The sequence below is a fragment of the Lysobacter sp. genome, from assembly GCF_035655815.1.
Lineage (GTDB): Bacteria > Pseudomonadota > Gammaproteobacteria > Xanthomonadales > Xanthomonadaceae > Lysobacter_J.
In genome coordinates this window covers 41172-53607 of record NZ_DASRTS010000078.1, presented here as the reverse complement: position 1 = coordinate 53607, position 12436 = coordinate 41172, and the positions used below count along the sequence as shown (strand labels likewise).

At 67.6% G+C, this 12436-nt stretch carries 9 protein-coding genes; 4 read left to right on the top strand and 5 right to left on the bottom strand.

Going from position 1 to position 12436, the window contains the following annotated elements; translation table 11 throughout:
- Window positions 1-226 precede the first annotated feature (226 nt).
- Both VFE83_RS19050 and VFE83_RS19045 read left to right on the top strand, forming a co-directional pair.
- Window positions 227-2947 (top strand): ESPR-type extended signal peptide-containing protein, encoded by a 2721-nt coding sequence (locus tag VFE83_RS19050; RefSeq protein ID WP_324909110.1) that lies wholly within the window; start codon window positions 227-229, stop codon window positions 2945-2947.
- Window positions 2948-3100: 153 nt separating this feature from the next.
- Window positions 3101-4405, top strand: a complete 1305-nt coding sequence (locus tag VFE83_RS19045) for a DUF763 domain-containing protein (protein WP_324909108.1) — start codon at window positions 3101-3103, stop codon at window positions 4403-4405.
- A 26-nt stretch (window positions 4406-4431) separates the two neighbouring features.
- On the opposite strand, the gene VFE83_RS19040 is transcribed toward VFE83_RS19045, so the two are convergent.
- From VFE83_RS19040 to VFE83_RS19030, 3 genes are all read right to left on the bottom strand, one after another.
- On the bottom strand, window positions 4432-4833 hold the full coding sequence (locus VFE83_RS19040) for a hypothetical protein (protein ID WP_324909106.1): 402 nt from the start codon (window positions 4831-4833) through the stop codon (window positions 4432-4434).
- Between the two features lie 27 nt (window positions 4834-4860).
- On the bottom strand, window positions 4861-6285 hold the full coding sequence (locus VFE83_RS19035) for an amino acid permease (protein WP_324909105.1): 1425 nt from the start codon (window positions 6283-6285) through the stop codon (window positions 4861-4863).
- A 103-nt stretch (window positions 6286-6388) separates the two neighbouring features.
- Window positions 6389-7873 (bottom strand): amino acid permease, encoded by a 1485-nt coding sequence (locus VFE83_RS19030; protein ID WP_324909103.1) that lies wholly within the window; start codon window positions 7871-7873, stop codon window positions 6389-6391.
- Window positions 7874-8040: 167 nt separating this feature from the next.
- Between VFE83_RS19030 and VFE83_RS19025 the strand changes: the two genes are divergently transcribed.
- A complete protein-coding gene (locus VFE83_RS19025; RefSeq protein ID WP_324909101.1) occupies window positions 8041-8607 on the top strand; it encodes an NUDIX hydrolase in 567 nt (188 codons plus the stop codon).
- A 28-nt stretch (window positions 8608-8635) separates the two neighbouring features.
- Here the strand turns inward: VFE83_RS19025 and VFE83_RS19020 are convergent, their stop codons facing one another.
- Both VFE83_RS19020 and serA read right to left on the bottom strand, forming a co-directional pair.
- Window positions 8636-8986, bottom strand: coding sequence for a NirD/YgiW/YdeI family stress tolerance protein (locus tag VFE83_RS19020; protein ID WP_324909099.1), 351 nt, complete (start codon window positions 8984-8986; stop codon window positions 8636-8638).
- 130 nt (window positions 8987-9116) lie between these two features.
- Window positions 9117-10355, bottom strand: a complete 1239-nt coding sequence (serA, locus tag VFE83_RS19015) for a phosphoglycerate dehydrogenase (RefSeq protein WP_414674788.1) — start codon at window positions 10353-10355, stop codon at window positions 9117-9119.
- Window positions 10356-10498: 143 nt separating this feature from the next.
- On the opposite strand from serA, the gene VFE83_RS19010 reads away from it, so the two are divergent.
- Window positions 10499-11887 (top strand): FAD-binding oxidoreductase, encoded by a 1389-nt coding sequence (locus tag VFE83_RS19010; RefSeq protein WP_324909095.1) that lies wholly within the window; start codon window positions 10499-10501, stop codon window positions 11885-11887.
- Window positions 11888-12436: the final 549 nt, after the last annotated feature.

Sequence of the window (12436 nt, the reverse complement as noted above, 5' to 3'; positions counted from 1 at the left end):
TGACAGGTCGTGATGCCGGTATGACCCGGCGAAGGGGAGCGGCCGGACCTGCATGGCGACGCGGCGGTTTTCCTGATCTGCCGAAGTGACTAGGACGAATCCGAAAAGCCCGGTTCAGCGAACTGAGGCGCTTGTTTTCGGACGCATCTGATATTGGGCAAACCCGCCGGTTCCTAGCATTTCCGTCCATCGGGGCGCCGCCCCTTTTCCTTTCCTGGAGTCGGCAATGAACAAGATCCATCGCATCGTCTGGAACCGCGCGACCCAGCGCTGGGTGGTCGCATCCGAACTGGCCACGGCAAGCGGCAAGGGTTCGCGTCGCGTGCTGGCCGGCGCGGTTGCCTTGGCCGTGGCGGCCGGATTGGGCGGCTTCGCGCATGCGGGGCAAGCCAACTCCTACGAAGCCGGCATCCTAGGGAACGATTCCAGCTGCCTTAGCTCCACCGCGCCCGGTTCAGTCGTCACCGACGCGACAACCTGCGACAGCGGTGCCGGCGGCACCCAGGCCGCGCTGGTGGCCTACGACGCTGCCGGGCAGGCGGGCGGGTACGTGACCGTGTCCGACCCGGATACCGTGCGCCTTGGTGCCGGCGGCGTGGACAAGCTGCTTGTCGGCAGCGGCGGGCTGACGGCCTACGACTCGCTGTCCATGTCCAACCACTACATCCGCAATCTGGCCGCCGGCACGCTGGATGCTGATGCGGTCAACTTCGCGCAGCTGAAGGCGACCGGGCAAAGCGTCGCCACTGCGCTGGGCGGTGGCGCGGCCCTCAATGTCGACGGCACGTTGTCGGGTCCGAACTACCTGCTGGGCAATGCCAATGCCATCAGCGGTACCAGCGGTACCGTAGCGGGCGTGGACAGCGCGTTCGCGCGAGTCGACACCGCGCTGGGCTCGCTCGACGCCCGCACCGCGCTGACCAGCCGCTACCTGAAGGTCGTCGGCGCCAACGACGGCAGCGACGACGCGAGTACCGGTGGCTTCGCAGGCGCCATGGCGGTCGGCCGCAATGCGGGAGCCGGCGCTGCCCGCGCGGTCGCGCTGGGTGACACCGCGCGTGCCATCGGCAGCAGGAGCGTCGCGCTGGGCTATTCGGCCTCCGCCTCGGGCGAGAGCAGTGTCGCGCTGGGCGATGGGGCCATGGCGTCGAACGGCTTCAGCACCGCAGTGGGCCCGTGGACGAGGGCGACCGGGCAGGACTCGACGGCCATCGGCAGCCAGTCGTTTTCGTCCGGCCAGCAGTCGCTGGCCATCGGCTTCATGGCCCAGTCTCAGGGCATTGGCTCTTTCGCGCTTGGCAACATGGCCTTCGTGGATGCCGCCGCAGGTCGCGGCATCGCGATCGGTTCGGGCGCCACGGTAACCGGCACGGATGCGGTCGCGATCGGTCGCCGCTCGGTGGCCGATCGTGCCAACACCGTCTCGGTGGGCAGCGCCGGGGCCGAGCGCCAGATCGTCAACGTCGCCAGCGGATCGCAAGGCACCGATGCCGTCAACGTCGCGCAGCTCAAGGCGAGCGCGCAGAGCGTCGCCGACGCGCTCGGTGGCGGCTCCGTGGTGCAGGCGGATGGTTCGCTGTCGGCGCCAACCTACGTCGTGACCAATGTCGATGGCTCTACGGCCACAGTCGACAACGTCGGCGACGCCATCACCAATCTCGATGGCCGCATTTACGCCAACACCGCCGACATCGCAAACCTCCAGCAGAACATCACCAATCTCAGCACCGGCACCATCGGTCTGGTGCAGCAGGCGGCGCCGGGCGAAAGGCTTACCGTAGGCAAGAACACGGATGGCACCGAGGTGTCCTTCACCGGCACGGCAGGCGAACGCAAGCTGACGGGGGTTGCGGCGGGTACCGCCGACAACGACGCGGTGAACGTCTCTCAGCTGAAGGCGACCGGGTTGATCGACGAAAACGGTGACGCCATGAACGCCGTGGTCTACGACAGCGCGGACAAGGACAGCGTCACGCTGGGCGGCAAGGGCGCGGCGAAGAAGGTGAAGCTGAAGAACGTCGCCGACGCGACGCAGGACGACGAGGCGGTCAACCTGGGCCAGCTGAAAGCTACCGGCCTGGTCGACGGCGGCGGCAACGCGCTGGACGCGGTGGTGTACGACGCCGCTTCGGATCGTGGCGTGGTCACGTTTGGCGGTTCGGGCGGCACGCTGTTGACCAACGTGCGCGACGGCGCGATCGCGGTCGGCAGCCGCGACGCGGTGAACGGCGGCCAGATCGCCGCGCTGCGCGACAGCCTGCAGAGCCAGGTGACCAACATCGACAACCGCGTGACCAGCATCGAGCAGGCGCGCCAGCCCTACTTCGACGGGCGCGGCGATTCGGATATCAGCAACAGCAAGGACATGAGTTCGGCGAGCTCGTCGGGCGTCGCCATGGACGAAGCAAAGGCAACGGGGCGCGGCAGCGTCGCCGCCGGTGCGAATGCGACGGCGAGCGCCGACGGCGCGGTTGCCCTGGGCGCCAATAGCGTCGCCGACCGTACGAACACGGTGTCGGTGGGATCCGCTGGCGCCGAGCGCCAGGTGGTCAACGTGGCGGCCGGCAGCGCGGACACGGATGCGGTGAACGTGGCCCAGCTCAATGCCCGACTGGCGCAGGGCAACAGCACGGTGCTGTCGCAGGCCAACAGCTACACGGACCAGCGGATCAACGACGTGTGGAACGATCTGGGCCGCGCGATCGACGAGGTCGACCGCCAGGCAAATCGCGGTATCGCGGCGGCGTCGGCCCTGGTCAACGTCACGCCGTACGTGCCCGGGCATACGGCCGTGAACGCCGGCGTTGCAAGCTATCGCGGTGAAGCCGCGCTGGGCGTGGGCGTGTCGCGCTGGAGCGATGACGGCCATGTCAACTTCAACGCCGGCATGTCCGCCTCGCAGGGCGACCAGCCGATCTTCCGGGTCGGCGTGGGCTACGTGTTCTGATCTGATCGCCCCTCAGATCCATCAAGCGCCGGCGGCCATGACCGCCGGCGTTTCTTTGGGCCTTGGGAGCCGGATCCGAGCGCGGGCATAGGCACGTCTCAGCGGTTGAGACTGCGCGGCGGCATGCTGGACGCCGTTCTGCTGGAGTCCGTCATGTCGCAACGTTCAGGAAGCGCCGACCTGCCGTTGCACGGAGGTCGCGTGCCGCGCTGGCTCGCCGACCGCATGACTCGGTTGGGCGCGGTCGTGTGCGAAGCCATCGTCCACACCTATGGTCGCGACGAACTGCTGCGTCGCCTGGCGCATCCGTTCTGGTTTCAGTCCTTCGGGGCTGTCATGGGCATGGACTGGCATTCATCCGGCATCACCACCAGCGTGATTGGCGCGCTCAAGCGTGGCCTGACGCCACTGTCGGGCGAACTGGGCCTGCACGTGTGCGGCGGTCGAGGGCGGCATTCGCGCGCGACGCCCGCCGAACTGCTGGCGGTCGGCGAGCGCGTCGGACTGAATGGCGTGGCGTTGGCACAGGCCAGCCGCATGGTCGCCAAAGTGGACAGCGCGGCAGTGCAGGACGGGTTCGATCTGTACCTGCACGGGTTCATCGTCAGCGACGACGGGCGATGGGTGGTCGTGCAGCAGGGCATGAACGGCGGGCGCAAGCAGGCGCGGCGATATCACTGGCTCTCGGAGGGCCTGACCAGCTTCGTCGATTCGCCGCATGCGGCCATCGAGGGTCCGGGGCAGGGGCGCATCGTCAATCTCGCCGACCGGCGCGCGGCGCGTTCACGTGACGCGCAGCTGGACCTGCTGCGCACGCTGGGGCCGCACGGCATCTTGCGCGAACTGTCGCGCATCGAAGGTCGTGACGCGGTGGCGACGGCGGTGGAACCGGCGCCGCAACTTGAACTGCTGCCGCATCTGGTCATGCCGGATCGCCATGAGGTGCAGGCGGGCGACGTCGTCGCACGACGGCTGCACGGAAGCCTGGCCGCGGCCGCCGAGCGCGGTCCGCTCGATTTCGCCGAGCTGCTGCAGGTGCCCGGTGTAGGCGCACGCACGGTGCGTTCGCTGGCGATGGTGGCGGAAGTGATGCACGGCGCTCCCTGCCGCTTCAGCGACCCCGCGCGCTTCTCGCTGGCGCACGGCGGCAAGGACCGTCACCCGTTTCCGGTGCCGACCAAGGTGTACGACCACACCATCGGCGTGCTCAAGCGCGCCGTCCATAACGCGAAGCTCGGTCGTGAGGAGCAGCTGGAAGCGTTGAAACGGCTGGACGCTCAGGCACGACAGCTTGAGCGCGATGCGATGGGACAGTCGGTCGAGGATTACATCGCCGAAGAACGCCGCATGTCGCACGCATACGGAGGGCGCAGCGTATTCGGCTGGGAAGCGCCGCCGGAAGAAGCCCCGCGCTCCGAAGCGGTGAACGCGAAACGCGAGCGCCGCGTGGGCGGTTGACCGGACGCGGCCGATGAGGCGCGCGATCAGGCCTCCGCCGTCTTGCGCCGCGATGCAATGAACCGCGCAATCACGGCCCAGGCCAGTGCCACCACGCTGACACCCAGCGTGCCCAGCGTGAGCCACATCCAGGTGATGCCACGCGACCAGGTGAAGTTGAGCGAGAGGTTGCCGGCCAGGGCCACCGAGGCCGGCAGCCACGCCACGCAGGCCAGCAACGCAAGCCACGCCACCAGCCGCGCAGGCGAGCCGGGCAGGGCAATCACCACCGCCATGCCGGCCAGGGCGCACAACCCCGCCGCCGCGATCGCGTTGCCGAGCGGCAGGCCGCCCGGCAGCGACCATTCCAGGAACGATCCACCGCCAACCAGCGCCAGCACGGCGCTGGCGAACACCAGCGCAAGCACGCCAAGGTTCCGCCTGCTCATGTCACGGTCCCGATCAGCGGGCCGCGCTTACTTGCGCAGCCGGCTGTGGCGGTACCCATAGAGGAAGTAGATCAGGAAGCCGACCGCCGTCCACACCACCATCAGGAACCAGTTGTGCGCGGTCATCGTCGACAGCAGCGCAAGGCAGCTCAAGATGCCCGCCAGGCAGACGAACCAGGCGAACGGAATGCGGAAGGGACGCGGCAGGTCGGGCTGCGTGCGACGCAGGATCAGCACGCCGGCGCAGACCGCGGCGAACGCGATCAGCGTGCCCATCGAGGTCAGTTCGCCCAGCACGTCCAGCGGGAACAACGCCGCCAGCACGGCGATGCCGATGCCGGTGATCACCGTGTTGATGTGCGGGGTGCGGTACTCGGGGTGGATCCTGGTGAAGATCGGGGGCAGCAGGCCGTCGCGCGCCATGATCATGAAGATGCGCGGCTGGCCGATGATCATCACCAGCACCACCGAAGACAGTCCGATCAGCGCGCCGATCTCCACCACGATGCGCAGCCAGCCCAGCTGCGGATGCGCAGCCACGGCGGTCACGACGGGCTCCGCGGTGCCGAGTTCGGTGAACGGCACCAGGCCAGTCATCACCGCGGCCATCGCGATGTACAGCACGGTGCAGATGACCAGCGACAGCAGCATGCCGATGGGCAAATCGCGCTGCGGCTTGTGCGATTCCTGCGCCGCCACCGACACCGCCTCGAAGCCGATGTAGGCGAAGAACACCAGCGCCGCGCCGCGCAGCACGCCCTCGAAACCGAACTTGCCGGGGCCTTCGTTGGCCGGGATGAACGGCTGCCAGTTGGCCGGATCGACGTACTGCCAGCCGGCGAAGATCACCAGCAGGATCAGGCCGGTCTTCAGCACCACCATCGCCATGTTCATGGCGGACGACTTGCGGATGCCGATGTAGCAGACCCAGGTCAGCAGCAGCACGATGGCCGCGGCGGGCAGGTTCGCGATGGCGCCGGTCGGCCGCAGTTGCGCGTCGATGGGCGCACTGACGAGTGCCTTCGGCAGGTATATGTGGAAGTGTTCCAGCAGGCTGAGGAAGTAGCCCGTCCAGCTCACCGCCACCGCGGACGCCGAAACGCCGTACTCCAGTACCAGCATCCAGCCGATGAACCAAGCGGCCAGCTCGCCCAGCGTCGCGTACGTGTAGGTGTAGGCGCTGCCGGATACCGGCACCATCGCCGCGAACTCGGCATAGGCCAGCGCGCAGAACGCGCAGCAGATGGCCGCCAGCACGAACGACAGCATGATCGCCGGACCGGCGTGATTGGCCGCGGCCTGCCCGGTGATGACGAAGATGCCGCCGCCGATCACCGCACCGATTCCCAGCGCAGTCAGTCCCCACGGGCCGAGCGTGCGGTGCAGGCTCAGGCCTTCGGCGTCGGCGTGGCTGGCGTGGGGGTGCTTGGTCGCAAGCAGTCGCTGCAGCATGTGGAAGTCCTGTGGCCGCGGCGCGTTGCGCCGGCGGATTGATTGCATGAGTGGAAACGAAGAGGGCCGGCGAGTTCGTCGTCGGCCCTTCGTGTCGTGCGGCTCAGCCCTGCCGCAGCTTGCTGTGGCGGTAGCTGTAGTTGAAGTAGATCGCGAACCCGACTGCGGTCCACAGCGCCAGCAGCGCCCAGTTGTACCAGCCCATGAAGCCGACCAGTGCCAGGCACGAGGCCGCGCCCAGCAGGCAGATCACCGGTGCGAACGGCACGCGGAACGCACGCGGCAGGTCCGGGCGGGTACGGCGCAGGATCAGCACGCCGATGCAGACGGTGGCGAACGCGATCAGTGTGCCCATCGACACCAGGTCGCCAAGCACGCTCAAGGGGAAGAAGGCGGCCAGCGTCAGCGCCACGAGCGTGACCAGCATCGTCGCCTTGTGCGGCGTGTGGTGTTTTGCGTGCACCGCGCCCAGGAACTTTGGCATGAGGCCGTCGCGCGACATGGCGAAGAAGATGCGCGCCTGGCCCATCAGCATCACCAGGATCACCGAGGTCAGGCCGGCAACCGCGCCGATCTCGACCGCGAACTTCAGCCAACCCAGCGACTTGTAGGCCTCCAGTGCGGTCGCCACCGGCTTGGCCGTGCCGAGCTGCGGATACGGCAGCAGGCCGGTCAGCACCGCCGAGACGACGATGTAGAGGATCGTGCACACGACCAGCGAACCCAGGATGCCGATCGGCATGTCGCGCTGCGGGTTCTTGGCTTCCTGCGCCGCGGTGGAAACCGCATCGAAGCCGATGTAGGCGAAGAACACGATGGACGCTGCGCGCAGCACGCCGGGCCAGCCGAAGCGGTCGCCGCCTTCGTTGGCCGGGATGAACGGCGACCAGTTGTCCGGATTGACATACTGCGAGCCGAAACCGATCAGCGCCAGGATCACCACGACCTTGATCGCCACGATGATCGCGTTGGCGTTGGCCGACTGGCGGATGCCCACGTAGCACAGGTAGCCCACCGCGGCGACGATCAGCACCGCCGGCAGGTTGAACAGCGCGCCGGTGGCAGTGAACTGGCCGTTGGCGTAGGCGATCGGCGCGGACGCGAACAGCGCCGGGAAACGCCAGCCGCTGCCGAGCGCGTGCGCGATCGACTCCAGCAGGCTGATCGCATAGGCCGACCAGCCGACCGCCACGGTGGACACGGCGAACAGGTATTCGAGCACCAGCGTCCAGCCGACGAACCATGCCACCAGCTCGCCCAGCGTCGCGTAGGTGTAGCTGTAGGCGCTGCCGGAGACGGGGATCATCGAGGCGAATTCGGCATAGCACAGACCCGCGAACGCGCAGGCGATGCCGGCGAGCACGAAGCTGAGCATCACTGCCGGGCCGGCATGATTGGCCGCGGCCTGTCCTGTCATCACGAAGATGCCGGCACCGATGATCGCGCCGACGCCGAGCAGCAGCAGGTGCCGGGCAGAGAGAACGCGCTTGAGGTCCATCTCCCCCTGGAGCGAGCCCTCGACGGGTTCGCCGGCATCCACGTGCCCGGCGGGCTCCACCGGCTTGGTGACGAACAGGTTTTTGAACATCGATTTCCCCTGGGGATGTGTGATCGGCCGCCCGTTCAGGCGGCATGAAACGGTGCCGTGGGGGCGGGCCACCATACCCCACGCGGGAAAGCAGCGGCAAGCAGGCAAACGTCACGGTTCGCCCGCATAATCCGGCCCCCTTTTCTCGCCATCCGTGCGGTCCCGACATGATCGACACCTCCCCCGAAGCCCTCGAACGACTGCGCCAGGATCTGCTGGATTACGCGCGTCGCTGGCCGCAGGAGGACGACGTCCGGCTGTTCCTGGAGTTGCTGGACGACGCGCAGGATCCATTCGAACGCGCGCGGCTTGCAGGTCACTTCACGGCGTCATGCTGGCTGGTGGACCGCGACGGCACGCGCGTGCTGCTCACTCATCACCGCAAGCTCGGGCGGTGGCTACAACTGGGTGGCCACGCCGACGGCGACCGCGAACTGTCGCGTGTCGCCCTGCGCGAGGCGGAGGAAGAGTCCGGTCTTCCCGGCCTGACGGTAGACCCGCAGATGTTCGACGTCGATCGCCACTGGATCCCCGAGCGCGGCGATGTGCCCGGCCACTGGCATTACGACGCACGTTACGTCGTGCATGCAGGTGAGGACGAGCGTTACGTCGTCAGCGAGGAGTCGCACGACCTGGCATGGCGTTCCATCGACGAAGTGCTGGCCGATCCGCACAGCGATGCGTCGATGTTGCGGATGGCGCGCAAGTGGATGCGGCAGCGCGCCGCGGGCTGAGCCGCGCCGCCGCATTCCGCATTCGCGGCTACAGGATCTCGATGCGCTTGACGTCGATCTCCACGCTGCGCAAATCGCGATCGACTTCGCCGTGCAGGCGCACGCGGGTGTCCGCACCGACCTTGCGCGGAAAGTCTTCGGCGTCGATTTCGGCGGTGATCGAACCCGTGGTGTCGCGGAACTCGTAGGTATCCGACGAAATCTGCCGGATGAGCGTGCCCTCCAGGATCACCTGGGTGTCGTCGGCGGCCTTGGCTGCGGCAGCGGCGGTCGTGACCACTGGTCGGGCGCTGGGCCCAGTGTATTGCGCCAGCGCTAGCGAAGCCGGCAACAACAGCGAAGCGGCGCACACGGCGCGCAGGGCGAAGAAACGGTTCACGGCGATCTCCTTGTGACGTGGACACGGCGCCATGCGTCCGGCAGCGCGCACGGCCGCTCCAGCCTGCACGGGCGGTCGACATGCCCACGTGAGGAGATCGCAGGGCGCGCGCTGCGCCCTGGCGGATCGATCAATACAGCACGCGCGTGCGCAGCGTCCCCGGGATCCGCGCCAGCTCCTCGCGCACCTGAGCCGCCTGCTCCTGCGTGGCGGTGACGTCGATCACGACGTAGCCGACCTTCGGGTGCGTGCGCAGGAACTGGCCGTCGATGTTGACGCCCAGTCGCGAGAACACGTCGTTGACCTGCGACAGCACGCCCGGCACGTTGCGGTGGATGTGCAGCAGGCGCGTGCTGCCCGTGTGCTCGGGCAACGTGACCTCGGGGAAGTTCACCGCCGACAGCGTCGAGCCGTTGTCGCTGTAGCGGATCAGCTTGGCCGCCACTTCCAGGCCGATGTTGTCCTGCGCTTCCAGCGTGCTGCCGCCGATGTGCGGCGTCAGGATGACGTTGTCGATGCCCACCAGGGGCGACACGAACGCGTCCGCGTTGCCCTGCGGTTCGACCGGGAACACGTCCACGGCCGCACCGCCCAGTTGACCGGCGCGCAGCGCGCCGGCAAGCGCGTCGATGTCGACCACCGTGCCGCGCGAGGCGTTGATCAGGTGCGCGCCCGGCTTCATGCGCGCGATCTGCGCCGCGCCCATCATGCCCTGCGTGGCCAGCGTCTCCGGCACGTGCAGCGTGACGATGTCGCTGCGTTCGAGCAGGTCGTCCAGGCCGAGCGCGGTACGCGCATTGCCCAGCGCGAGCTTGGTTTCGATGTCGTGGAAAATCACGTGCATGCCCAGCGCCTCGGCGATCACGCCGACCTGCGTGCCGATGTGGCCGTAGCCGACGATGCCGATCGTCTTGCCGCGCACCTCATGGCTGCCGGAGGCCGACTTCGACCATCCGCCGCGATGGCATTGCGCGTTCTTCTGCGGAATGCCGCGCATCAGCATGATGGCCTCGGCCACCACCAGTTCGGCCACGCTGCGCGTATTGGAGTAGGGGGCGTTGAACACCGGGATGCCCGCCAGTTCGGCGGTGTCCAGGTCGATCTGGTTGGTGCCGATGCAGAACGCGCCGATGGCCATGAGGCGCCGCGCATGCGAGAGCACCTCTGTGGTGAGCTGCGTGCGCGAGCGGATGCCCACGATATGCGCCTGCGCGATCTCGTGCAGCAGGACGTCCGGCGGCGGCGACTTGTCGTAGACCTGGATGTTCGAATAGCCGGCGTTGCGGAAGCTTTCCACCGCGGTAGGCGCGATGCCTTCCAGCAGGAGGACGCGGATGTCGGACTTCGGGAACGAGGTCTGCAGGCTCACGACGGTCGGTGTGCGGGAGAGGGGGCATTCGAATATGTCAGAAACCGGACCTGTTTGCTGCATCGCACCAGTCGCGCGGGTAGGATCATCCGGTCCCCGCGGGGCCGGCTGAGTGCCGGTCGCCCTCTGCCCGAGACCTGCCGATGACCGATGCCCGCCTGGAACGCCTGCTCGCCGCCGTGCCGGACCTGCGCCTGACCACCGACGCCGCCGACCTGGAGCACTACGGCCGCGACTGGACGCGGCGATGGGTTCCGGCGCCGCTGGCGATCGCGTTGCCGGCTTCGGTCGAGGAAGTGCAGGCCGTGGTGCGCTGGGCCAACCAGGAAGGGGTGGCGGTGGTGCCCTCCGGCGGCCGCACGGGCCTCTCCGGCGGCGCCGTCGCGGCCCAGGGCGAACTGGTGCTGAGCCTGGAGCGCATGAACCGCGTGCTCGCCTTCGACGCGGTGGACCGCACGCTGACTGTGCAGGCGGGCATGGCACTGGAGGCCGTGCACAACGCTGCCCGCGAGCATGGACTTGTCTACCCGGTGGACTTCGCTGCCCGCGGCTCGTGCTCCATCGGCGGCAACATCGCCACCAATGCCGGCGGTATCAGGGTCATCCGTTACGGCAACACGCGCGAGTGGATCGCCGGCCTGAAGGTGGTGACCGGCGCGGGCGAGGTGCTGGAGCTCAATCGCGCGCTGATCAAGAACTCCAGCGGGTACGACCTGCGCCAGCTGATGATCGCCTCGGAGGGCACGCTGGGCGTGGTGGTCGAGGCGACGCTGCGCCTGACCGATCCGCCGCCGCCGACCAACGTGATGCTGCTGGCGCTGCCGTCGTTCGGGAACCTGATGCAGGTGTTCGCCGCCTTCCGGGAGCGGCTCACGCTGGAGGCGTTCGAATTCTTCACCGACCGCGCCCTGCACCACGTCCTGGCGCATGGCGCGCAGAAGCCGTTCGACGAGGTGCATCCGTTCTACGTCGTCACCGAGTTCGCAGTGGGCGATGAAGCGCGCGAAGCGGCGGCGATGGCGGCGTTCGAGTTCTGCATGGAGCAGGGCTGGGTCAGCGACGGCGTGATCAGCCAGAGCGACGCCCAGGCGGCGCAACTGTGGCGCCTGCGCGAAGGCATCACCGAGAGCCTGGCCAAGTACCGGCCGTACAAGAACGACGTGTCGGTGCGCATCTCCGCCATGCCGGCGTTTCTTACCGAAACGCAGGCGCTGCTGGGCCGCGAATACCCGCACTTCGAGGTGGTGTGGTTCGGCCACATCGGCGACGGCAACCTGCACATCAACGTGCTCAAGCCCGGCGATACGGCGGATGCCGAGTTCGTGAGCCAGTGCGAGCACGTCACCAAGCTGCTGGCGCAGGTGCTGGAACGGCACGGCGGCAGCATCTCCGCCGAGCACGGCATCGGCCTGGTCAAGAAGCCCTATCTGCTCGGCACGCGCAGCGCGGAGGAGGTCGCGGTGATGCGGGGGATCAAGCGCGTGCTGGATCCGAAGAGGCTGATGAATCCGGGGAAGTTGTTTGATCCCTGACAGGCAGATGGGGTTGGGCTGATGTGCGTGGGTCGCCCCGCTAATGCGGTGCTGTTGCTATTCGCTCGTCATCCCCGCGAAGGCGGGGATCCAGGGACTCTTCACGCTTTCCCCGTGCGATTGAACAACGAAAGCCAAAGCTTCCGTCCGTCTAAAGCCGGCCGGGTCACTTTTCTTTGCTGACCCAAAGGCCGCCTGGATTCCCTTCGGTCAAACGTAACCAAAGAAACGGTCTTCCCCGACACAGCAATCCCACGATCGGAAAAGGAGTCGGGGCCCGCAAGTCGGCATCCGTGCCTCCTTGCTTAGGCCGCACATCCTTGTGCGGCGCCCTACGGGTCTAGGGAGGTGGTTGGCTGTCAACAGCAACAGCAACAGCAACAGCAACAGCAACAGCAACAACCACAACCATAACCACAACCACAACCACAACCACAGACAGTTGGCCCGGCTTGAAGGCCCCAAGGTGAACGCCGTCGCCCGCGCTTCCCCATCCCCACATGAACGCCCCGCAAAACCGGGCCGCATCGCACTTCCCTTGTGGCGGCG

What these genes read in the sequence shown, in the direction of transcription:
- VFE83_RS19045 (WP_324909108.1), top strand. Translation starts at nt 3,101, where the DNA reads ATGTCGCAACGTTCAGGAAGCGCCGACCTGCCGTTGCACGGAGGTCGC.
- VFE83_RS19030 (WP_324909103.1), bottom strand. Translation starts at nt 7,873, where the DNA reads ATGTTCAAAAACCTGTTCGTCACCAAGCCGGTGGAGCCCGCCGGGCAC.
- VFE83_RS19050 (WP_324909110.1), top strand. Translation starts at nt 227, where the DNA reads ATGAACAAGATCCATCGCATCGTCTGGAACCGCGCGACCCAGCGCTGG.
- VFE83_RS19025 (WP_324909101.1), top strand. Translation starts at nt 8,041, where the DNA reads ATGATCGACACCTCCCCCGAAGCCCTCGAACGACTGCGCCAGGATCTG.
- VFE83_RS19035 (WP_324909105.1), bottom strand. Translation starts at nt 6,285, where the DNA reads ATGCTGCAGCGACTGCTTGCGACCAAGCACCCCCACGCCAGCCACGCC.
- VFE83_RS19010 (WP_324909095.1), top strand. Translation starts at nt 10,499, where the DNA reads ATGACCGATGCCCGCCTGGAACGCCTGCTCGCCGCCGTGCCGGACCTG.
- VFE83_RS19040 (WP_324909106.1), bottom strand. Translation starts at nt 4,833, where the DNA reads ATGAGCAGGCGGAACCTTGGCGTGCTTGCGCTGGTGTTCGCCAGCGCC.